This is a genomic window from Sinimarinibacterium arenosum, assembly GCF_005047655.1.
Lineage (GTDB): Bacteria > Pseudomonadota > Gammaproteobacteria > Nevskiales > Nevskiaceae > Solimonas.
Map to the genome: position 1 here is coordinate 471,370 of NZ_SUKF01000002.1, position 22,350 is coordinate 493,719.

Annotated in this window: 13 protein-coding genes and 1 tRNA gene; 10 read left to right on the plus strand and 4 right to left on the minus strand. The window is 63.7% G+C overall.

Features of this window, described 5'->3' with window-relative positions:
• Positions 1-29: 29 nt before the first annotated feature.
• Positions 30-230: a sulfur carrier protein ThiS gene (gene thiS / locus E4T66_RS05795; RefSeq protein ID WP_136847946.1), complete on the plus strand. Its 201-nt coding sequence runs from the start codon at positions 30-32 to the stop codon at positions 228-230.
• Between the two features lie 7 nt (positions 231-237).
• Here thiS and E4T66_RS05800 read toward each other — a convergent pair whose 3' ends face one another.
• Entirely contained in the window at positions 238-2,340 is a 2,103-nt protein-coding gene (locus E4T66_RS05800) for a TonB-dependent receptor plug domain-containing protein (protein ID WP_136847947.1), read from the minus strand.
• 149 nt (positions 2,341-2,489) lie between these two features.
• Here E4T66_RS05800 and E4T66_RS05805 point away from each other — a divergent pair, with 149 nt between their 5' ends.
• The 6 genes from E4T66_RS05805 (at position 2,490) to E4T66_RS05830 (ending at position 8,737) form a co-directional block, all read left to right on the plus strand.
• Positions 2,490-3,167 carry a response regulator transcription factor gene (locus tag E4T66_RS05805; protein WP_136847948.1) on the plus strand — a complete coding sequence of 226 codons (678 nt, stop codon included), beginning with the start codon at positions 2,490-2,492 and terminating at the stop codon, positions 3,165-3,167.
• Complete coding sequence (locus tag E4T66_RS05810; RefSeq protein WP_136847949.1) at positions 3,157-4,401, plus strand: sensor histidine kinase; 1,245 nt, start codon at positions 3,157-3,159, stop codon at positions 4,399-4,401. Before E4T66_RS05805 ends, E4T66_RS05810 begins: the two co-directional genes overlap by 11 nt.
• Before the next feature lie 78 nt (positions 4,402-4,479).
• A complete protein-coding gene (locus E4T66_RS05815; RefSeq protein ID WP_136847950.1) occupies positions 4,480-6,831 on the plus strand; it encodes an AsmA family protein in 2,352 nt (783 codons plus the stop codon).
• Between the two features lie 24 nt (positions 6,832-6,855).
• Positions 6,856-7,425: an SRPBCC family protein gene (locus E4T66_RS05820; RefSeq protein WP_136847951.1), complete on the plus strand. Its 570-nt coding sequence runs from the start codon at positions 6,856-6,858 to the stop codon at positions 7,423-7,425.
• A complete protein-coding gene (gene mutY / locus E4T66_RS05825; protein ID WP_136847952.1) occupies positions 7,422-8,468 on the plus strand; it encodes an A/G-specific adenine glycosylase in 1,047 nt (348 codons plus the stop codon). Before E4T66_RS05820 ends, mutY begins: the two co-directional genes overlap by 4 nt.
• Entirely contained in the window at positions 8,465-8,737 is a 273-nt protein-coding gene (locus E4T66_RS05830) for an oxidative damage protection protein (protein ID WP_136847953.1), read from the plus strand. The genes mutY and E4T66_RS05830 overlap by 4 nt, the downstream gene beginning before the upstream one ends.
• A 56-nt stretch (positions 8,738-8,793) precedes the next feature.
• On the opposite strand, the gene egtD is transcribed toward E4T66_RS05830, so the two are convergent.
• Positions 8,794-9,756 (minus strand): L-histidine N(alpha)-methyltransferase, encoded by a 963-nt coding sequence (gene egtD, locus E4T66_RS05835; protein ID WP_136847954.1) that lies wholly within the window; start codon positions 9,754-9,756, stop codon positions 8,794-8,796.
• Complete coding sequence (gene egtB, locus E4T66_RS05840; RefSeq protein ID WP_136847955.1) at positions 9,753-11,006, minus strand: ergothioneine biosynthesis protein EgtB; 1,254 nt, start codon at positions 11,004-11,006, stop codon at positions 9,753-9,755. Before egtB ends, egtD begins: the two co-directional genes overlap by 4 nt.
• 145 nt (positions 11,007-11,151) lie before the next feature.
• On the opposite strand from egtB, the gene E4T66_RS05845 reads away from it, so the two are divergent.
• Together E4T66_RS05845 and E4T66_RS05850 are read left to right on the plus strand one after the other, a co-directional pair.
• Positions 11,152-11,227: transfer RNA gene (locus E4T66_RS05845), tRNA-Phe, on the plus strand.
• 490 nt (positions 11,228-11,717) lie between these two features.
• Complete coding sequence (locus E4T66_RS05850; RefSeq protein WP_136847956.1) at positions 11,718-20,642, plus strand: glycoside hydrolase family 94 protein; 8,925 nt, start codon at positions 11,718-11,720, stop codon at positions 20,640-20,642.
• On the opposite strand, the gene E4T66_RS05855 is transcribed toward E4T66_RS05850, so the two are convergent.
• Entirely contained in the window at positions 20,573-21,892 is a 1,320-nt protein-coding gene (locus E4T66_RS05855; RefSeq protein ID WP_136847957.1) for a lipase family protein, read from the minus strand. The genes E4T66_RS05850 and E4T66_RS05855 overlap by 70 nt on opposite strands.
• 229 nt (positions 21,893-22,121) lie before the next feature.
• On the opposite strand from E4T66_RS05855, the gene E4T66_RS05860 reads away from it, so the two are divergent.
• The gene (locus E4T66_RS05860; RefSeq protein ID WP_136847958.1) at positions 22,122-22,349 is read left to right on the plus strand and encodes an RNA-binding S4 domain-containing protein; all 228 of its coding nucleotides are present in this window, start codon (positions 22,122-22,124) and stop codon (positions 22,347-22,349) included.
• Position 22,350 lies beyond the last annotated feature (1 nt).

Sequence of the window (22,350 nt, forward strand, 5' to 3'; positions counted from 1 at the left end):
GTAGTCCAAGCCCGCCCATACAGTTCAACATGTCCATCACCGTCAACGGCGAAACCCGCCTCTTTTCCGCCCCGCTGGCATTGCCGGCATTGCTGACAGAACTGCAGCTGGGCGAGCGCCGCGTTGCGGTGGAGATCAATGGCGAGATCGTGCCGCGCTCGCAGCACGCTCAAACGACGGTGCAGGACGGCGACGAGATCCTGATCGTGCACGCCATCGGCGGCGGCTAGCAATAACTCAGAAGCGCGCCGTCGTGCCGAGCATCAGGCCGGCTCCCGCGGCATCAACGCCGGAGCCATGCTCGCGGTAGGCCTGATCCAGCAGATTGCGCCCTTCGACTTGCAGATCGAGCCAGGGCCGAACCTGCCACACACCGCGCAGATTGAGCGTTGCCCAGCCGGGCGTACCCTCCGGATCGATCCGGGTGTCGTTGCGATCGTCGTCGTCGAGGCGCTGCTGCGCGCCGGCAAACAGGATGTAAGCCTCGACACTCAGCGCATGCGCAAGGTCCAGCGCCACTCCGACCTGACCGTTCAACGGCGGAATGCGATTGGCCGGCGTTGTGGGCTCACCGCTGCGCAGCTCCTGTCCATAGGTCCAGTTGAGGACCGCGTAGCTGCTGAACGAACCAGCGTGCCAGCGCGCCGCGCTCTCGATGCCCCAGTAGCGTGCCTGCGCGATGTTGCGGCTCTGCACTTCGACACAGCCGTCAGGCGCCGAACAGCCCAGCTCACCTTCGGGAATCGTATTGCCCGTCGGCTCGCGCGCTTCGATGCGCTGGTCGTAGTCCGTGTAGAAAGCGGTCAGCTCCAGACGCACGCGGCCCTGCGCCCAGCGCAGACCGCTGTCGATGCTGGTCACCGTCTCAGGCTGCAGATCCGTGTTAGGCACATTGACCTGTTCCGCTTCACTTCCGGATCGCGGCCCCAGCGTGCCGAGATCGAACAGATTCGGCGCACGAAATCCGCGCGCGGCCGTCGCTGTCCAGCTCAGTTGCGGCGTCAGACGCCGCAATGCACCCAGCTGCCAGGTGACATCGTCGTCGCTGAACTGCGCGGCGTCGCTGACTGCGTTCTCGCTCAGATCCGTTTCGACCCGGCTGTAACGCAAGCCGGCATCGAGCTGCCAGTCCGGTGTCACCCACCACTGCGCATTCAGGTAAACACCCTGTGTGTCTTGCCGCGCGCCATCTGGATACGTACTGATGGCCGGTTCGGTCACGCCGGTCGAAAACGGCGTGCGCTGCTTGGCGCTGTCCACGATGTCGCTGTACAGATCCAGGCCATACTGCAGATGCAGGCTCTGCGTCAGCGGCGTATAGGCCTGCAGCGTCAGTCCGGTCAGCGTGCTGCGATTCTGCTCGGTGTCGATCCGGCTGCTGTTGGGCTGACGCAGACGCTCGTCGTCGATCACTTGCTGGGCCAGATGCGCCTCGAAACCGCGCACCGGTCCCAGCGCGTGGCGATAGCGATAGCGCAGATGAATGAACTGTCGATCATTCGGCTTGAAGTAAGACTGCACGTTGTCGCCTGCGCCGCCGGGACCGCCAACGACGTCGAAATAGCGCGCCAGCTTGGGATACTCGAAGAAACTGCCAGAGAGCATCACTTCGTGTGCATCCGCTGGCGTGTACAGCAGCTTGGCGTCGTAGCCGCGCGCCAGATAGTCGGTCAGCGGCTCGCGACCGCCATCGCCGAGATCGCGCTCACCGTAGCGCGTCACGGTGTAACCCCCAGCGAACGACACGGTGTCATTGCCGACGGCCCCTTCGGCGCGCGCGATCCGCGACAGATCGGCACTGCCGTACTGCAGGCGCAACTTGCCGGCGCTGTCCCAGGCATCCCCATGGAAGCGGTACTCGGGCGTGAGAATCTGCACCACGCCACCGAGGGCGTCGGACCCGTACAGGGTCGCACCGGGACCGCGCTGCAATTCGACGCGCTCGATGTTGTACGGATCGACCAGGGCGATGTACTGGCTCGGTGAATTGCGGAAGAACGCGTTGTTCAGGCGCATGCCGTCAACCAGATGCAGAACTTCGGAGCCCTTGAGGCCGCGCACGATGACAATGCCCTGCCCCGGACCGGACGCCTGTACAAAGGCCCCGGCCTGCCCGCGCAACAGATCGGTCCAGGTCTGCGGCGACTGGCGCTCGATCTGCGCGTGAGTAACCACCGTGACCGCCTGCGGAACCTCGGTAGCCGCCGCTTCCGCACGGCCTGCAGTGACCTGTACCGGGGCCAGTTCGATCGGATCACCCTCCTGATCCTCGCCCCCCTCGGCAGCCGGTGCCGAGGTCGCACCCGCGACCATCGCAGCCAGCGCAAACCAAACTCGCATTCACAAATCCCCATAATTTCCGACATCATGTCGGAATATCGATGCTTAATGTTAACTGGATGTAAGTACAGAGACTTGAGGGAATTTCCGGTGCAGGATTCGGATAGACAACAAAATCCTGCCTGTGGCGGCGGGTTACGGGAGGGGGCATGCAGGTCCTGATCATTGAGGACGATCGCGATATCGCCGGGGGCATTCGCGAATATCTGGCCGAGCAGGGCCACACGGCAGAGCTGGCCCATGATGGGGTTTCCGGTTTGCGCAAAGCCAGCGCGGGCGGCTTTGATGCCATCGTGCTGGATCGAATGCTGCCCAAGCTGGAGGGGATCGAGCTGTGCCGAAAACTACGCGCCGAAGGATCAGCCACTCCGGTTCTGATGCTGACCGCACTGGGTACGGTGGACGACAAGGTCGAAGGCTTTGAGGCCGGAGCGGACGACTATCTGGTCAAACCGTTTGCGCTGGCCGAGCTGAAAGTACGTCTCGAAGCCCTGGTGCGCCGCGCGGGCGGCGAACACGCGCACCAGCACCTGCAGGTCGCCGATCTAAGCTACGACCCACAGACCCTTCAGGCGATCCGGCAGAACACTGCGCTAACACTCAACCCCACCACACGACGCTTGCTGGAACACCTGATGCGCGCCTCGCCACGTGTGGTGCCGCGCGGCGAACTGGAGCATCTGCTGTGGGGTAACAAGGTGCCGAACGACGACATCCTGCGCATTCACATGCACGCACTACGCTCGGCGATCGACAAGCCATTCGAGTCGAAGTTGCTGCACACCATTCACGGCGTTGGATACCGTTTGGGACCGGATGCGACCTGACCTGCATCGCCGAGTCACCCTCGCCCTGTTCGCGATGGCCGCGTTGGCCGGCAGCGTGGTCGCCATCGCGACGTGGACGGCACACACCTGGATGGAAGACACCGTGCTCGATGCCGTGTTGCAGCGCGAGGCGGCGGTGCTGCTGGCAACGCCGACGCTGGACGGACGCACACTCAGCACGCCGCAGGGGGTGTCGCTGTACCAGGCCGGCTCCAGCGATGAATGGATACCCGCGGCATTGCGGGCGTTGCAGCCGGGAACACATCGCGACGTGCGCTTCGACGGACACGTGTTTCACGTGCTGGTCGGCAGCCGCGATAGCGGCGACCACTACTACCTCGCCTACGACGTCACCCACCTAGCGCAGCGCGAATGGTGGCTGCTGCTCAGCCTCGGCGGGGCGCTGGCGTCACTGGCTGTGCTGTCCTGGCTGACCGGCCGAAAGCTCGCCGGCCGCCTGCTGGCTCCCGTGGCGTCAGTCGTACAGCGCATCGGGACACTTGACAGCGAACATCTACGCGCCTTGCCGCCGCGGCCGCAGGACGAGGATCTGAGCGTCGTCATCGATGCGATCAACCACCTGATCGCCGATATCGAGCGCAGGATCGTTCGCGATCGCGCGCTGGCATCGGCCATGAGCCATGAGCTGCGCACACCGCTGACCGCGATCCGGATCGCAGCCGAAACGATGAGCACGAGCGAGCCTGCAGACCAGCAACGCATTACACGCATTCAACGCGCCATCGATGGCGCCTGCGCCACACTCGACACCCTGATTGCTGCCACGCGCCGACACGAACCGACCCGGATAGAACGGATCGCGTTGCATCAGAAATTGCCGGTCTGGGCAGAACCGTATCTGCCTCAGGGCGATCGACCCAAGGTGGAATGGGACCTGGAAACGGTCGAATTCGAAATTGCCAGCTCCGCGTGCTCCATCATCTTCACCAATCTCCTGCGCAATGCTCTGCGTGCCGCCCCGGAAGGCCATGTCACCGTGCGCCTGCGTGCCGGCTCTTTGTTCGTCTGCGACGACGGTGAAGGGATTGAAGCCGATCTGATTCCGCACCTGTTCGAACCCGGCACTCGCGGCCGCAGCGGAGGCACCGGCATCGGTCTCTATCTGTGCCGGTTGCTCGCAGACGCCCAGGGCTGGCAACTCGACGTCCGCAACGCACCAGGTGGCGGCGTCGAGGCCCATCTGCAGTTCAAAAAAGACTCCCGGACGGTTTGAGCGGCGTTCATCGGCCGGTCGGGTTCGAGCAGGTACACTGGGCATCCGATTGCACACCGCTCGACGTACCGGATCGATATGGCCAAACCTTTCAAGATCTTCCTGATCGTCTCCGGCAGTCTGCTGGCCCTGCTGCTGGTTGCTGCCGTGGCGCTGCCGCTGCTGTTCGACCCCAACAATTTCCGCACCCAGATCGCCGAATCCGTCAAAAAGGAAACCGGCCGCGACTTCGCGGTCGGCGACATCAAACTCAAGGTCTTCCCATGGCTGCGCGTGGCGCTCTCCGACGCGCGCCTCGGCAACGCCGAAGGATTCGGGGATCAGCCCTTCGCGGAAGTCGGTCAACTGGGGGTCGGCGTCAAACTGATGCCGCTGCTGACCGATCACCAAGTCCAGGTCAGCAGCCTGACGCTCGACGGCCTGAGCCTGAATCTGGCCAAGGACAAAAATGGCCGTAGCAACTGGCAGGATCTGATCGATCGCCAGTCGGCCAAGGAAGAGCAGCCCAAGGAACAGGGCGAAACCGACAGCAGCATCAAGCTCAAGGACATCGACATCGCCGGCATCTCGATCACCGATGCCTCGCTGCGCTACAGCGATGCACAAGCCGGCAAGGCCTACAGCGTCAATCCGTTGAACCTGGAGATTGGCGCACTGCAGCCGGGCAAGCCGTTCGACGTCAAGCTGGACGTGACGACCACCTCCGACAAACCCAAGGCCACCGCCGAACTGGAACTGTCGACCCGCATCACGCCGGATCTCGAAGGCCAGCGTTACACACTCGACGACGTCATTGCCAAGATCAAGGCAAACGGCGAGGAAATGGGCCTGGATGCCGACGGCACTCTGAAACTGCAATTGATCGCCGACGTCGGCGCGCAGACCTACAGCATCAACGGGCTGGATGCGCAGCTGCAGGCCCAGGGCAAGTCGATCCCTGGCGGCAAGCAGTCCCTCAAACTGGGTGGCGCCCTCAAGTACGATCAGAAAGCCGACAGCATGAATTTCGATCAGGGCCGCATTGAAGCCGCGGGCTTGGTCGTCACCACCACGATCAAGGGCAGCGGCCTCAGCGGCGATCATCCCAAGCTGTCCGGACCGATCGCCATCGCACCGTTCTCTCCGCGCGAGCTGCTGAAGATCCTAGACATCCCGCTGGAAACCGCGGACAACACCGCGCTGTCGAACGCCAGCCTGAAAGCAAACTACAGCGGCAGCTTCAGCAGTGCTGCACTGGACGGACTTGAGCTGAAACTCGATGACACCCACGTCAACGGCCGTCTTGCAGTCACGAACTTTGACACCCAGGCACTGGAATTCGCGCTGAAAGCCGACGCCATCAATGCCGATCGATACCTCCCCCCGAAGTCCGAAGGCGACAGCGCTGAAAAGCCAGCCGGCGACGACAGTGACATCAACCAGATCAAGCTGCCGACCGAAGCGCTGGAGAAACTCAACGCCAACGGCACGCTCGATATCGGCAAGCTGACGCTCAACGGCGTGAAGATGAGCGATGTGCGACTGAAGCTGAGCGGCGGCGGCAACGCCCCACGCGTGCAGGATCTCAGCGCCCAGATGTACGGCGGTACGGTCAAGCTGAACAATCGCTTCGCGCCGGGACAGAAGACGCCAAGCTACGCGCTGAAAACCGATCTGAACGCGCTCAACGCCGCCCCTTTTTTGCAGGATCTGCTGGGAAAGGACATCGTCAGCGGTCTTGGCAATCTGAAACTGGATCTCACCAGCAGCGGTCAGACCGTGGGTGAGCTGCGCCAGGGCCTCAACGGCAGCGTCGCGTTCAATCTGCAGAACGGCGCGGTCAAAGGCTTCAATCTCGGCCAGATCCTGCGTCAGAGCCAGGCGCTGCTGGCCGGCCAGGCCGCTCCGTCTGAAACCGGCGCCAAGGAAACCGACTTCGCCGCGTTCAGCGCATCGGCAACGATCGTCAATGGCGTCCTGCGCAGCGACGATCTGGCGGCTGCCAGCCCATTGTTCCGCATGGCGGGCAGCGGCCAGATCGATCTGGTCAAGGAAACCATCAACTATGTCGCCAGGCCCACCGTGGTCGAAACCTCGACCGGACAGGGCGGCAAGGGGCTGGAGGAACTCAAGGGCCTGACCATTCCGATCAAACTCAGCGGCAATCTGTTTTCGCCCAAGTACAAGCTCGACATCGAAGACGCGCTAAAGGACAAGGCCAAGGACAAGCTCAAGGAGCGCATCGCCGATGAGCTCAATCTACCCGAGGGCGAGAACTCCGAAGAGCAGATCAAACAGAAGCTCAACGACAAGCTCGGTGACCTGCTGTTCGGCAAGAAGAAGAAAAACAAGCCGGCGGAGCCCGCTGCCGAACCCGCCAGCGAAGCGGCACCCGCGCCGGACACGGCGCCGGACGCAGCGCCGGCAGCCGCCGACGCACCGACGCCCTGACGCTGCCTGCCCGCGTCCTGTGCTGTGCGACTGCTAGGCGCGGTCCTGATCGCGTGTGCCGGCATCTTGCCGGCACACGCCGCGTCACTCGAACAGCTTGACGTCCAGCACGACGGCTCCCGCTATCGTCTGAAGCTGTCAGCCCGCCTGGACGCGTCGATGGAACGCAGCTTCATGGTGTTCAGCACCTACCGGAATCTCCCGCTGATCAACGACGCGGTCGAGCGCATTGAACTGCGCGACGGCGCAACGCCGCCGGCCCAGCGCCTGTATACCCGCGTGCGGGTCTGCGTCTGGTTGTTCTGTACGCACCTGGATCAGGTGCAGGACATCCGCAGAGTCGATCGCGATCAGGCTCTGGGCCTGCATGCCGACGTCCTGCCCGGATCGAGCAACCTGCGCTACGGCATCGCCGACTGGCGCATGCAGGACTGCGACGGTCAGACCTGTCTCGAGTTCGCCGCAGAACTGGAGCCGGACTTCTGGGTGCCACCACTGGTCGGCCCCTGGGCAATCGAACGCGCAATGCGCCGCGAAGCCATCCAGACCGCGCAGGGCATCGAACGTCTGGCGCAGCAGGGCCACTCCCCATGAGCACATTCGCCGACAAGCTGCTGACGTGGTTCGACCAGCACGGGCGCCACGACCTGCCGTGGCAGCATCCACGTGAGCCGTACCGCGTCTGGCTATCCGAGGTGATGCTGCAGCAGACCCAGGTCGCCACCGTCATTCCCTACTTCGAACGCTTCCTCGCGCGGTTTCCGGATGTCGTGCAGCTCGCCGGCGCTCCGATCGACGACGTTCTCGCGCTGTGGGCCGGCCTCGGCTACTACGCCCGCGCACGCAATCTGCATCGCTGCGCGCAAACGGTGGTCGAACGTCACCAGGGAATCTTCCCGGACACGCTCGATGCGCTGACCTCGCTGCCCGGCATCGGCCGCTCCACCGCAGCCGCGGTCCTGGCGCAGGCCTTCGGCGCACGTGAAGCGATCCTCGACGGCAACGTGCGCCGCGTCCTCGCGCGCTACGGCGCGGTACCGGGCTGGCCCGGCGACGCCGCGGTGCAGAAAAAGCTGTGGGCGCTGTCCGAGTCGCTGCTGCCGCATGCGCGGCTGGCCGACTACACGCAAGCCTTGATGGATCTTGGCGCCACCGTGTGCACCGCGCGCAAGCCCGCATGCCTACTGTGCCCGGTTGCCGAGGATTGCGCTGCACGTCAGCTCGATACCGTCGATCAGTTTCCGCAGCCGCGACCCAAGCGCGAACGTCCACAGCGCAGCGCGCGCCTGCTGCTGGCCCAGGACGCCGACGGCGCGCTGCTGCTGGAACGGCGCCCGCCGATCGGCATCTGGGGCAGCCTGTGGTGCCCCCCGCTGCTTGACGACGCTCGCCTCGCGTCCGGCACCTGGGCCGATGCGTTACTGGCACCGGACGCCGAATCGCTGCCGCCGCTGCATCACGCCTTCACGCATTTCGATCTGGAACTGCAGCCGCTGCGCGTGCGCCTGCACCCGCGGCCACAGATTGCCGAATCGGAGACGCGGCGCTGGGTTAACCTATCCGACCTCGATGCGCTGGGCCTGCCGGCTCCGGTGCGCAAACTGATCGAACGCCACTACCGTACTGAACCGACATGAGCCGCACTGTCCACTGCATCAAACTCGGCATCGACGCCGAAGGTCTCGACCGCGCCCCGCTGCCGGGCGCGCTCGGCGCGCGCATTTTTGAGCAGGTCTCCAAGCAGGCATGGAAAGACTGGATCGCGCATCAGACGCGCCTGATCAACGAATACCGTCTGGTGCTCGCCGAAGCGAAGTCGCGCAAGTTCCTGATGGACGAGATGGAACGCTACTTCTTCGGCGACGGTCAGGTCGCTCAGACCGGCTACGTGCCGCCCGCGAACTGACGCCACCTTCCGGCGTCATGCGCGCGCCTGCGGGGGGTCCTGCAGGCCGCCCTGCCCTAGGCCGCGAACAGGAACACGCCGAACCAGCAGTCCGGATCGAGCCAGCGCGCCTGCGCACGCCAGCCGGCGGCGGCGGCCAGCGCGCGCACCGACTCCGGCGTGTACTTGTACGAGTTCTCGGTGTGGATCGTCTCGCCACTGCGGAAACGTACGGCGGTGCCGGCCACACTGACCACCTGATCCCGCGTACTGCGCAGATGCATCTCGATGCGATGATGCGTGTCGTCATAGCGCGCGACATGCGCAAAGCTGTCGAGATCGAAGCGCCCCCCCAGCTCACGGTTGATCCGCATCAACAGATTGCGATTGAACGCCGCAGTCACACCTGCCGCGTCGTCGTAGGCCCGCTCAAGAATCGACACGTCTTTCTGCAGATCCACACCGAGCAGCAGTCGCCCGCCCTCGCCCGCCAGCTTGCGGAACGCCGACAACAACTGCCGCGCAGCCGACGGCTCGAAATTGCCGAGCGTCGATCCGGGGAAGAACACCACCCGCCGCGACGGCGTCGCCGTCACGCGCGGAACCGAAAACGCCTGCGTGAAATCGGCCGCCACCGGCAGCACCTCGATGTGCGGAAACTGCGACCGCCATCCGTGCGCAACCTCGGCCAGATACTCCCCTGAAATATCAACCGGCACATACGCCGCGGGGCGGTCCAGCGCCTGCAGCAGCAACTGCGTCTTCTCGCCACTGCCGGCACCGGGCTCGATCAGCAATACGCGCGGCCCCAAGGCGTCGGCCATCGCATCGGCGTGTTGCTGCAGCAGCGCACGCTCGGTGCGTGTCGGGTAGTACTCCGGCAGTTCGCAGATGCGCTCGAACAGTTCCGAACCGGCGGCGTCGTAGAAGTATTTCGACGGCAGCGTTTTCGGCGTCGCCGACAATCCCGCAACAACATCCTCCAGGAAAGCGCGATCGATATCGGCACGCACCCGCGGCCGTGGTGCGGGAGCGCTCATGCGTCACCGTCCCGCGCCAGACGCAAGCCGGTGAACTGCCATTGCGCCGAGGCCGGGAAGAAATTCCGGTACGTCGCGCGCACATGCCCCTCGGGCGTGGCACAGGAACCGCCGCGCAGCACAAATTGATTGCACATGAATTTTCCGTTGTACTCGCCGATCGCACCTTCCGCCGTGCGGAACCCTGGGTACGCGGCATACGCGCTGGAGGTCCACTCCCACACCGCACCGCAGCTCAAGCCGCTCGCGCCGGACATCGTCGGCGTCAGCGCATCGCCTCGCACATAAGCCTCCGTCCACGCGGGCGCAAATGCAGCCTCCCACTCGAACTCGGTCGGCAGACGCGCACCGGCCCAACGCGCAAACGCGTCGGCCTCGAAGTAGCTCAGATGATTCACCGGCGCGTGCAGATCCAGCGACTGTTCGCCGTAGAGCCCGAACTCGGATTCAAGCGACGCCTGCCAGTACAGCGGTCGCGTCCACTGTTGCGCCTGGATCGCAGACCAGCCTTCGGACAACCACAGCAAGGCTTGCCGGTAGCCCCCATCGCGTATGAATTCGAGATATTCGCCGTTGGTCACGGGCCGCAGCGCGAGCTGCGCGGCGTTCAGCCAAACGCGATGCTGAGGACCTTCGTTGTCAAAACTGAAACCATCGCCGTGATGACCCATCAACCGCAGCCCTGGCTCCAAATTCATCCAGGCTTGCGCTTGCCGCGCTGACTGCGGCGGCGGGCGATCGGCATACGCCGGCCGCATCGGATTACAGCCCAGAACATGCTTGATGTCGGTCAGCATCAGTTCCTGATGCTGCTGTTCATGCTGCAGGCCCAGTTCGATGCGCTCTGCGAGACCCGTGGCGAGTACAGTCCCCGCCAAACGCTGCATCCACGCATCAACATGCGCGCGATACGCCAACACCGTCTGCAGCGAAGGCCGCGTCAGCAAACCGCGTTGCGGACGCGGATGCATGCGCCCCACGCTGTTGTAGTACGAGTTGAACAGTTCCGCGAAATGCGGATCGAACGCCGGATAAGCACTGTCGCAAACCGACAGCACAAAGGTTTCGAAAAACCAGCTGGTATGCGCCAGATGCCATTTCGCCGGACTGACGTCCGGCATGCTCTGAACCTGACAGTCCTCAGCCGACAAACCGTCGATCAACGCCACCGATCGTTGGCGGACCTCACCATAACGCGCCAACAGCGCATCCAGCCCGTCGACGCCCGTCCTCAAGCGGACATGCTGCATCGTAGATCCTGCGCAAGATTTGACCGCAGAGTAGCCGCCGCACCATGACAGGTCAAAGACGCGCTTGACTTGTCCCGACCTCGCCGCTTTAATACCGCGCTCTCGCCCGGTCCCCGCTTACTGGGCGTCAGTTTCTTCAACGTTTGGCCGGGTAGCTCAGTCGGTAGAGCAGGGGATTGAAAATCCCCGTGTCGGCGGTTCGATTCCGTCCCCGGCCACCATACGTTTATCCGCTACAGTTCGCACACGATCACCAAGACCTAGAGCCATAACGCTTTGCGGACTTGTAGTTGCCTCCGACGGTCGTAGCAGCTTGCCGGCATCCAGGGGTAACTTTGGGGGTACGTCATCTGCCCTTTGACACGATCCCAGCATCGCTCGATGCGTCAAGGCCGGCGCTGTCAGGTGGTCTCCCCAGGAATGCCGCATACTCCTCCTGGTCAGGCACTCCTGCCCGATCGCCAGGTGTAACGGAGGTTTTACGCGCAGGTCTTCTGCTACCACACTTCGCCAGCACGTTCCCGGACAGCACGATAACGGGGCGTTCGATTGCAAGCTGCGTCAGCCCAGACGCGGCTCATGTGCACAGTACAACCCAGAGATACACGCGCTGCCGCTTGTGACACCGGCGATCGGCAGCGACAGACACAGGCATCCAGCATCGTATAGACGGCCCTGCAACAGCTTGTCGCGCCATGCTGTCGGGCTGTGATGAGCTTCCGGACCGTATACAAGGTCGCGTATCGCGCGGTAGTGGCGCGCCTGATTCGCTGGCCGCGTGCGCATTTCCGCCATAGCCAGTCAGACCAGCAGTCGCCGCTGCGCGCAGAGTTGTTCAGCGCCGCACAGATGGAGCAGCACGGAAAGGCCTTGGCGGAATCACACGCCCTGAGCCGATTGCGCGAACCCGATCGACTGCTGCAACGTCTGGACGAGAACCGGAAAATCCTGGGCACCACGTGCAATCTACTCACGGTCGCGGCCAGGAGCCGGCAGCGGATCGCGCCTGCGGGAGAGTGGCTGCTCGACAACTTCTATCTGATTGAAGAGCAGATTCGCACCGCCCGGAAGCATCTGCCGAAGGGTTACAGCCGCGAATTGCCGCGCCTTGCACGAGGCCACTCGCGCGGATTGCCGCGGATCTATGACCTCGCACTTGAAGCGATCTCGCACGGCGACGGGCGCGTGGACTCGGAAACGCTGGTCGGCTTTGTTGTCGCCTATCAGACGGTGACAGCGCTCACATTGGGCGAGTTGTGGGCCATTCCGATCATGCTGCAACTGGCACTGATCGAAAACCTCCGTCGCATCAGCGCACGCATCACCACGGCAAGGATTCAGCTGAATCAGGCTCAGGTTTGGGCCGACCGAATGATGCAAGTCGCCGAGAGCGATCCGAAGAGTCTGATTCTGGTGATTGCCGATATGGCGCGGTCCGACCCACCGATGGTGAGTCCGTTCATCGCCGAGCTTGCACGCCGCTTGCAGGGTCACGGCCCCGAACTGGCCTTGCCGCTGACCTGGATCGAGCAGCGGCTCGCCGAGTCCAGCCAGACGATCGAACAGATGGTGCAAGCGGAGAACCAGACGCAGGCAGCCGATCAGGTTTCGATCAGCAACACCATCGGCAGCCTGCGCTTTCTGGATGCAATGGACTGGCGCGAATTCGTCGAGTCGATGAGCAAGGTCGAGGAGATCCTGCACGAGGACGTTGGAGCGACCTATCGTGAGATGGATTTTGCGACGCGCGACCGCTACCGGCATGTCATTGAGCGGACCGCCAAACGCTGCAACCAGTCCGAATCCGAAGTCGCGCGTGCCGCAATCGGCCTGGCCGGACAGTACGTCGGCATCGACGGCGAGCACGATCGCACCGCGCATGTCGGCTATTACCTGATCGATCGCGGCCTGCCCGAACTCGAAGCGATGATGGGCGCCCGTCTGCCGCTCACTGCCAAGCTTCGACGTTTGTTCGTGCGCGCGCCGCTGACACTGCATCTCGGCGCGATCCTGTTGATGACAGGGATCTTCACCGAGGCACTGCTTGAGCGCGCACAGCTGGTTGCGACTCTTGATTGGCGTTTGCCACTGCTCTGCGTGCTGGCACTGCTCGGCGCCAGTCAGATGGCGTCAGCGCTGACCAACTGGCTCACGACCCAGCTGATGAGTCCGCAGCGGCTGCCCCGCATGGACTACGCGCTGGGGTTGCCGCCGGAACAACGCACGCTGGTGGTGATTCCGACTCTGCTGGACAGCGCCCACGGCGTCGAAGCATTGCTCGAAGCCCTGGAAGTCCGCTTTCTCGGCAACCAGGACGCATCCCTGCATTTCGGACTGCTGACCGATTTTCGCGATGCTGCGGAGGAAAGCTGCGCCGAGGATGCGCCGCTGTTGCTGCTGGCACGCCGCGGCATCGAAAAACTCAACGAAAAGTATCAGGACATCGGGAATGACCGATTCTTCCTGATTCATCGTCAGCGTCGCTGGAACCCGGCTGAGCGCGTCTGGATGGGGCACGAGCGCAAGCGCGGCAAGCTCGGCGAACTCAATGCCCTGCTGCGTGGGGCCGCCGGCGGTCGCTTCTCACTCATCGTCGGAAAAACCGCCGCACTGTCGACGGTCAAATATGTGATTACGCTGGATACCGACACGCAGTTGCCGCGAGACTCCGCGCGGCAACTGGTGGCAACGATGGCCCACCCCTTGAATCGCCCACTCTATGACGAGGCACGGCAGCGTGTCGTTGGCGGCTACGGCATTCTGCAGCCGCGTCTGGCCTCCAGCGTCTCTGATGTTGCACGGTCGCGCTACAAACAGCTGTGCGGCAGCGAGCCGGGCATCGATCCGTACACAGGCTCTGTTTCGAACGTTTACCAGGATCTGTTTGGCGAGGGCTCGTACATCGGCAAGGGCATCTACGAGGTCGACGCCTTCGAACGCGCCCTCAAGGACCGACTGCCCGAAAACCGGATTCTCAGTCACGATCTGCTTGAGGGCTGTTACGCGCGCTCCGGCCTGCTCAGCGATGTCGATCTGTTCGAGGAATATCCGACCAGCTATCTGACCGACATGGCGCGGCATCGACGCTGGATTCGAGGCGACTGGCAGATCGCCCGCTGGCTGTTTCCACGAGTGCCCGGACCGGATGGGCGCAGGCAGAGCAATCCGCTTTCGGCCGTGTCACGCTGGAAGATTTTCGACAACCTGCGGCGCAGCCTGGTCCCCGCAGCGCTGACGGCGCTGCTGGCGATGGGCTGGACGGTGCTGCCACATCCGGGGTTCTGGACCCTGGCGGTTGTCGCAATCGTCGCCATTCCGGCCTTGTTGGGCGCGCTGGTGGATACGCTGCGCAAGCCGTCCGAAATGATGCTGCGCCAGCATCTGAGCGCCGTGCTCGGCTCGGCTGCAAAGAGTCTGTCTGTTGCCGCATTCAAGATGGCCTGCCTGCCCTACGAAGCGCTGCTCAGTCTTGATGCGATTGTCCGCACGACGTGGCGCATGTTGATCTCGCATCGCGGGTTGCTGGAATGGAACGTCGCGTCAGACAACGCACTGCCTCCTGGGCCTGAGAGCCGTTCGGGCAAGTGGCTTGCCGGCGCGGGCAGTGGCGTCATGGCGTTCCACCGGTCGATGGCCATCGCACCGCTCAGCGCTGCCGTGGCGACCATTGCACTGGTCGCACTGAGGCCGGACGCCCTGGTTGCTGCCGCGCCGATACTGGCGCTGTGGTTTGCCGCACCGAGCATCGCGTGGTGGCTCAGCCGACCCCTGATCGCACACGAAGTGACACTGGCGCCGGAGCAGACCGTGTTCCTGCGCAAGATCGCGCGCAAGACCTGGACGTTCTTTGAGCGCTTTGTCGGGCCTGAAGATCATTGGCTACCGCCGGACAATTTTCAGGAAGTCCCGGTGGAAGTCATCGCGCATCGCACCTCACCGACCAACATGGGGCTGGCCTTGCTGTCCAACCTGGCGGCCTACGATTTCGGCTACATCCTGGCGGGCGCGCTGCTTGCGCGCACTCAGAACACGCTCTGCTCGATGGCGGCGCTGGAACGGCATCGCGGCCATTTCTATAACTGGTATGACACACAGACTCTGGCGCCGCTGCCACCTCACTACATCTCTTCCGTCGACAGCGGCAACCTGGCCGGTCACCTGCTCACGCTACGCGCCGGACTTCTGGCCCTGCCGGATCAGGCCTTGCTCGGCCCACGGCTGTATGACGGCATCACCGATACGCTCGAGGCAATGACCGACGCTGTGCCAGACAATCTTGGCGCACCGATCGCCCGCCTGCGGACCTTGCTGGCAGAGGCCCGCGCGCAAATTCCAGCAAAGCTCCCGGCGCTGCTGCAAAGCCTGAAATCGATCGAGAACGGTGCAGCCGCGATCACTGCCGCTTTGACGGCGGGACCTGCTGAAGACAGTCCATCCGATGTATCAGACGGCGTGGCGGTGCTGCATCGGCAATGCCGTGCAGCGGTCGAGGAATTGACGTGGCTTGCACCATGGCTCGTTCTGCCGAAGGCGCCGCAAGAGCTTGCTGATGGCCTCACGGCTGTTGCCGAACCACGGTCACTGCGCGATCTGCCCGCGTACGCAAGACGAATGCAGCTTGCGATTGATGCGCGCCTCGCTGCAGAGCTGGACATCGTCACGCGCGAATGGCTGATCGCGCTGAACACCAGCGTTACAGAAGGCAGCACACGCGCGCAGCAACGGATCACCAGCTGCGAACACCTGGCGCAGCAGGCCGGCGATTTCTCCGCGATGGAGTACGCATTCCTGTATGACAAGAGACGGCGCCTGCTGGCAATTGGCTACAACGTCGATGAGTTCCGTCTCGACAACAGCTACTACGATCTGCTGGCATCGGAGGCCAGACTGTCCAGCTTCGTCGCCATCGCTCAGGGCGAACTGCCACAGGAAAGCTGGTTCGCACTCGGGCGCCTGCGCACGACCACCGGCGGCAAGCCGATCCTGCTGTCGTGGAGCGGCTCGATGTTCGAGTATCTGATGCCGCTGCTGGTGATGCCCAGCTATTCCGGCACGCTGCTCGACCAGACCTGTCGCGCGGCCGTCGCCCGGCAAATCGCCTATGGCAAACAACTCGGTCTGCCGTGGGGTATTTCAGAATCGGGCTTCAACACCTTTGATGCCAGCTTCAACTATCAGTATCACGCCTTCGGCGTTCCCGGGCTCGGGCTGAAACGCGGACTGTCAGACGACGCGGTCGTGGCACCCTATGCGTCTGCGCTGGCGTTGATGGTTGCACCCGACGCGGCCTGCACCAATCTTCAACGGCTCCAGGCAGACGGCCTCGAGGGTCGTTATGGATTCTATGAAGCCGTGGACTACACCGCCTCGCGTCTGCCCTCGGCGCCGACCGCGCTCGGGGCCATCGTCGATGCGGCAACCAAGCCCGCCGGCGTTGTGGTGCGTTCATTCATGGCGCACCACCAGGGCATGAGCCTGCTGTCATTGGCCAGCCTGCTGCTCGATCAACCGATGCAGCGGCGTTTCGAATCCGACCCCCAGGTCAAATCGACGCTGTTGCTGCTCGAAGAGCGGATTCCCAAACGTTCGGCCCTGCGACCGCGCGCGATCGAAAGTGGAGACACCGATACCTACTTCCATGAGACGACCGTCGAACTGAATCTGCCGATCGGCTCAAACACTCCGACACCGGAAGTACAGCTCCTGTCGAACGGCCGCTACCACGTCATGGTCAGCAACGCCGGCGGCGGTTACAGCCAGTGGAACGATCTCGCCGTGACCCGCTGGCGCGAAGACATCAGCTGCGACAGCTGGGGAACATTCACCTATCTGCGCGACGTCGCCAACGGCGAATACTGGTCAGCCACTCATCAGCCGACACGCAGGCGCGCCGAGATCTACGAAGCGATGTTCTCGGAAGGCCGTGCTGAGTTCCGGCGCCGCGACCAGGACATTGAAACGCACTCCGAAATTGTCGTTTCGCCTGAAGACGACATCGAACTGCGACGGCTGTGCATCATCAACCGCTCGCACAGGACCCGAACCATCGAGGTCACCAGCTACGCCGAGCCGGTGCTGACCACCGCCGCCGCGGACGCGATGCATCCGTCCTTCGGCAAACTGTTCGTGCAGACCGAAATTCTCCGCGAGCACCGCGCGATCCTGTGCACGCGCAGGCCGCGTTCGATCTCCGAGCGCGCGCCGTGGATGTTTCATCTGATGGCGACAAACGGGTCTGAAGTCAGTGACGCGTCCTTCGAAACCGACCGCATGCGTTTCATCGGACGTGACCACACGCTGGCCTCACCACAGGCCATGACCAATCCGGCGCCACTCTCCAACACCGACGGTTCGGTGCTGGACCCGATCGTTTCCATCCGCTGTCACTTCGTCCTCCATGCCGGGCAATCGGCCGTCATCGACCTGATCACTGGCGCCGCCGCCGACCGCGAGGCGTGCATGACGTTGATCGGCAAGTATCAGGACCGCCATCGTGCGGATCGGGTTGTAGATCTCGCCCGCACCCACGATGCCGTGACGCTGCGACAGCTCAACGTCAGCGAGTCTGAAGCACGGCTCTACCGACGGCTCGCAAGCCCGGTCGTCTACGCCAACGCCGCCCTGAGGGCACAGTCGGAGGTGCTGATGCAGAACCGTCGCGGCCAGTCCGGACTCTGGGCCTACGCCATTTCCGGTGATCTGCCGATCGTGCTGCTGAAGGTCTCCGACAGCACGCACCTCGATCTGGCGCGCCAGATGATCCAATGCCACGCGTACTGGCGGCTCAAGGGCCTCAAAGTGGATCTGGTGATCTGGAACGAAGACCACCTCGGCTATCGGAAAGTATTGCAGGACCAGATCGTGGCGCTGATCGCCACGGGCACCGATGCCAATGCCATCGATCGACCCGGCGGCATCTTCGTGCGCTCGGCCGAACTGATTTCGAGTGAGGATCGCACCCTGCTGCGATCGGTTGCGCGCGTCATCGTCGCCGGTGACCGCGGAACCCTGGCAGATCAGGTCAAACGCCGTGTGGTCATCCACAAAGGCGTTGCCCGGCTCGCCCACACCCGCGAACCCTTCCCTGAACACGCGACACCCGCCGCGACGCCGCACGCGTCACTGATCCTCGACAACGGCTTCGGCGGCTTCACCGAGGACGGACGCGAATACATCACCACCACGACGCAGGCGCGAACCACGCCGCTGCCGTGGGTCAACGTATTGGCCAACCCGAACTTCGGAACGGTAGTGTCGGAGAACGGTCTCGCTTACACCTGGAGCGAAAACGCCCACGAATTCCGCCTGACGCCGTGGAGCGATGACGCGGTTGGCGCCTCGGGCGGAGAAGCGCTGTACCTGCGCGACGAGGACAGCGGACAATTCTGGTCGCCGGCGCCGCTGCCGGTTCGGGACAGCTCGCCGTATGTCACCCGCCACGGATTCGGTTACAGCGTTTTCGAGCACAGCGCCAACGGCATCCGTTCCGAGCTGTGGATTTACGTGGACCGCATCGACGCGGTCAAATTCTCGGTACTGAAGGTCCGCAACATCTCCGGCCGTTCGCGACGCCTGTCGGCCACCGGCTATGTCGAATGGGTGCTGGGCGACCTGCGTCCGAAGTCCGCCATGCATGTCGTCACCGAGATCGACCCCACCAGTGGCGCACTGTTCGCACGCAACGACTACAACACCGAATTCGCCGGGCGGATTGCGTTCTTTGATGTCGATGACGGCACGCGCACGCTGACCGGCGACCGCACGGAGTTCCTCGGGCGCAATGGCACGCTCGATGATCCGGATGCGATGACGCGCGCGCACCTGTCCGGTCGGCTCGGTGCCGCACTGGACCCTTGCGGGGCGATCCAGGTTCCTTTCGAGCTTGCAAACGGCCAGGAGCGCGAGATCATTTTCCGGCTCGGCGCCGGAAACGACAGGGTCCAGGCCTGCGCACTGGCCAGGCGGTTGCGGACGCCGGGCGCGGCACGCGCCGCTCTGCAACGGGTGCATGAATACTGGAATCGCACACTCGGCACGGTGCAGATCGAAACGCCGGACCCGGCGCTGAACGTGCTGGCCAACGGATGGCTGGTGTACCAGGTGCTGGCCTGCCGCCTGTGGGCGCGCAGCGGCTTTTATCAATCAGGTGGCGCGTACGGCTTCCGCGATCAGTTGCAGGACGTGATGGCGCTGGTGCACAGCGAGCCGCGGCTGGTCCGCGAGCATCTGCTGCGCTGCGCGCAGCGGCAGTTCCCCGAAGGCGATGTGCAGCACTGGTGGCATCCGCCGACCGGTCGGGGCGTCCGCACGCGCTGTTCGGATGACTACCTCTGGCTGCCGCTGGCGGTGTGCCGCTATGTGCAATGCACCGGCGACATCGGGGTGCTTGAAGAGAACCTGCCGTTCCTCAGCGGACGCCCGCTGGCGGCCGATGAGGAGTCGTATTACGACGAGCCCGGGCGAGCCAGCGAAGTGGCCGACCTGTATCAACACTGCCTGCGCGCGATCGTCCACGGCCTGCGCTTCGGCGAACGCGGCCTGCCGCTGATGGGTTCCGGCGACTGGAACGACGGCATGAATCTGGTCGGCATCGAAGGCAAGGGTGAAAGCGTGTGGCTCGGCTTCTTCCTGTACGAGGTGCTGACATCGTTTTCCGGACTTGCTCGTGCGCACGGCGACACCGCGTTCGCCGAACGCTGTGTCACCGAGGCGGAGCAGCTGCGCGCAAACCTTGACCAGCATGGCTGGGACGGCGCCTGGTATCGCCGCGCCTGGTTCGACGACGGCACGCCGCTCGGCTCGTCGGTCAATACTGAGTGCGCGATCGATTCCATCGCGCAGAGCGGCTCGGTGTTGTCCGGTGCGGGGGATGCCGCGCGTTCACGCCAGGCGATGGACGCACTGGACCAGCATCTCGTCGACCGCGAGCATGGCGTGATCCGGCTGCTGGAGCCACCCTTCGATCAGTCAGCCATGAATCCCGGCTACATCAGGGGATATGTCCCCGGTGTGCGCGAAAACGGCGGTCAATACACTCACGCGGCCGTGTGGGCGGCAATGGCGTTCGCAAAGCTGGGCGATCACAAGCGCGCCTGGGAACTGATGGATATCCTCAATCCGGTCAAGCGCGCACGCACCGCGGCGGACGTTGCGATCTGCAAGACCGAACCCTACGCCGTAGCGGCCGATGTCTATGCCGTTGCGCCCCATGCCGGCCGCGGCGGCTGGACCTGGTACACCGGATCGGCAGGCTGGATGTACCGCCTGATGCTGGAGTCGCTGCTGGGCCTGACGCGTGAAGGCGATCGTCTGCGGATCGCCCCCTGCATCCCGGAAGACTGGCGCTCATTCAAGTTGAGCTACCGCTTTGGCGAAACGATCTACGACATCGTCGTACGGCAGATTCACGACGCCGACGGCGCGACCGCGCTGTCGCTGGATGACATTGAGCAGAACGACTCGAGCATCCCTCTGGTGGATGACGGCCAGCGACATCGGGTTGAACTGAAATACCGTCAGGTTGGTTCACAGCAATCACCGGTTACTCCAACTCTTCGGGCAGCCAATCAGTTGCAGCGCACGGTTCCTGGTGGCGTCACCGACATTGCAGGGTTGGCGAAGCGTCCTGCGATGTAGGCAATCGCGGCCGGCGTGCCGATAGCCGCCCCGCTGGTATGCACACCCGTCGGGAGAGTGTCAGTCACGGTTCCGGCGCTGCTTTGGAAGTAATTCAGCGGCACACCTTCGGCGCACCACTTGGCTGCCAGCGCATCCGCGCCTGCCACCGGAACCAGTTCGTCGTCGATCTCGTGATAGAGATAGTTGTCGGTTGTGGGCACCCGGTCCGCCTGCAGCAAGGTCACCTTGGGCATGACGGTCTGGAATCCGGGGGTGTGATACGGATCGTCGTCTGCGACGTAATCGGTCATGCGGCCGCCATCGAGCGTGAAGCCATCGGGCGGCGTTCCTTCGCAGCTGTCTTTCATGGCGTCCACCACGTCTGCGCCCATCGGGGTCAGCAGACTTGCCGGCAACACCTCCGGGTAATCACGCGCCATGCCAATGACGAGCGTGAACAGGAACCCGAAACTGGAGGTGTCCTCGTTGCGCTGCATGATGTCGACGAAGTCCACGGGCGTACCGCCGGAGACTGCGCCCACCAGCTGGATTTCCGGAGCGTAGCTCGGATGCAGCGCCGCGGCCCAGGATGAGGCGTAAGCGCCCCCGGAGTAGCCCCACAGCGCAGCCGGCGTGTCGGCAGCCAGACCCAGCGGCTCGAACTGCAGCGCGGCGCGGATCGCGTCCAGCGTCGCCTGACCCGATAGCGGCCCGGCACCAAACGCGTGATACGGGCCCTCGTAGTCAGGGATCACCATCGTCCAGCCGAGCGCTTGGAGTGGCGACAAAAACTCCAGGGTCTCGGCCATGTTGGTCGTGTTGCGGGAACTCCCGGTCGCCGTATGCGACGGCGTGCATTCGGCGCCGAGGCTGTCGTAGGCGTGCTGGAACGACAGCAGCACCGGATGACCGTACAGGTTCGGCACGAGTGGTTTGACCACCGTGGTGACGGCAGCCAACGGACGGCCATGGCCATCGCGGGTGACGTACTGCAGCTGCCACGCTGGATTCGGCAAGCTCAGACCGGCCGGCTGATAGGTGATGGCGCGATACTTCAGAATGGTGCCGGGCACGTCCGGGATCGCAGCCGGAGCGTCGTAGAAGGCATCCGCATCCGGCGCGGCGGCAGGGAGCGCATTCGGACCTTGCCCGACGGTGTTCCCGCCTGACGAGTCCGAGCCGCAGGCCGCCAGCACCGCGCTCAGCAGGACCGCCGCGCCGTAAACACCCTTCTGAATGCCGCCGCGCACCCGAACCCTTCCAGCCATGCCAGTCTCTCCTTTTGTCGAAGCCGACGACTCAATTGCCGCTCCGATCTTAGAAAGCTTTACGGCAGCGCCCCCACGGTAAATCCGCCTCACACGTCATCGGCATGGTCGCGCGCCCGTTCATGCCTTCCGAACCGTCGCCTGATCGAGTCACGCCATTGAACCCCGTGGCCGGCAGGGCGACACCGTACAATCGCGCTCCCACAGGCTTTTCTGCAGCAGCGACCTCATGCAAAGCGTCGAATTCCCTCTGAGCGGCGAATACATCGAACTCAATCAGCTGTTGAAGCTGGCGGGCGCCTGCGACAGCGGCGGCGCCGGCAAGGTTCTGGTGGCCGAGGGGCTGGTCTCGGTGGATGGTCAGATTGAAAGCCGCAAGACCGCGAAGATCCGCGCGGGACAGGTCGTCAACTGCGGCGACCTGTGCATCACCGTCGTCGCGGGTGACGTGGACTGAT

Bases quoted from the DNA above. Each gene is read 5' to 3' on its own strand.
- thiS (WP_136847946.1), top strand. From the start codon at position 30: ATGTCCATCACCGTCAACGGCGAAACCCGCCTCTTTTCCGCCCCGCTG.
- E4T66_RS05800 (WP_136847947.1), bottom strand. From the start codon at position 2,340: ATGCGAGTTTGGTTTGCGCTGGCTGCGATGGTCGCGGGTGCGACCTCG.
- E4T66_RS05805 (WP_136847948.1), top strand. From the start codon at position 2,490: ATGCAGGTCCTGATCATTGAGGACGATCGCGATATCGCCGGGGGCATT.
- E4T66_RS05810 (WP_136847949.1), top strand. From the start codon at position 3,157: ATGCGACCTGACCTGCATCGCCGAGTCACCCTCGCCCTGTTCGCGATG.
- E4T66_RS05815 (WP_136847950.1), top strand. From the start codon at position 4,480: ATGGCCAAACCTTTCAAGATCTTCCTGATCGTCTCCGGCAGTCTGCTG.
- mutY (WP_136847952.1), top strand. From the start codon at position 7,422: ATGAGCACATTCGCCGACAAGCTGCTGACGTGGTTCGACCAGCACGGG.
- E4T66_RS05830 (WP_136847953.1), top strand. From the start codon at position 8,465: ATGAGCCGCACTGTCCACTGCATCAAACTCGGCATCGACGCCGAAGGT.
- egtD (WP_136847954.1), bottom strand. From the start codon at position 9,756: ATGAGCGCTCCCGCACCACGGCCGCGGGTGCGTGCCGATATCGATCGC.
- egtB (WP_136847955.1), bottom strand. From the start codon at position 11,006: ATGCAGCATGTCCGCTTGAGGACGGGCGTCGACGGGCTGGATGCGCTG.
- E4T66_RS05850 (WP_136847956.1), top strand. From the start codon at position 11,718: ATGAGCTTCCGGACCGTATACAAGGTCGCGTATCGCGCGGTAGTGGCG.
- E4T66_RS05855 (WP_136847957.1), bottom strand. From the start codon at position 21,892: ATGGCTGGAAGGGTTCGGGTGCGCGGCGGCATTCAGAAGGGTGTTTAC.
- E4T66_RS05860 (WP_136847958.1), top strand. From the start codon at position 22,122: ATGCAAAGCGTCGAATTCCCTCTGAGCGGCGAATACATCGAACTCAAT.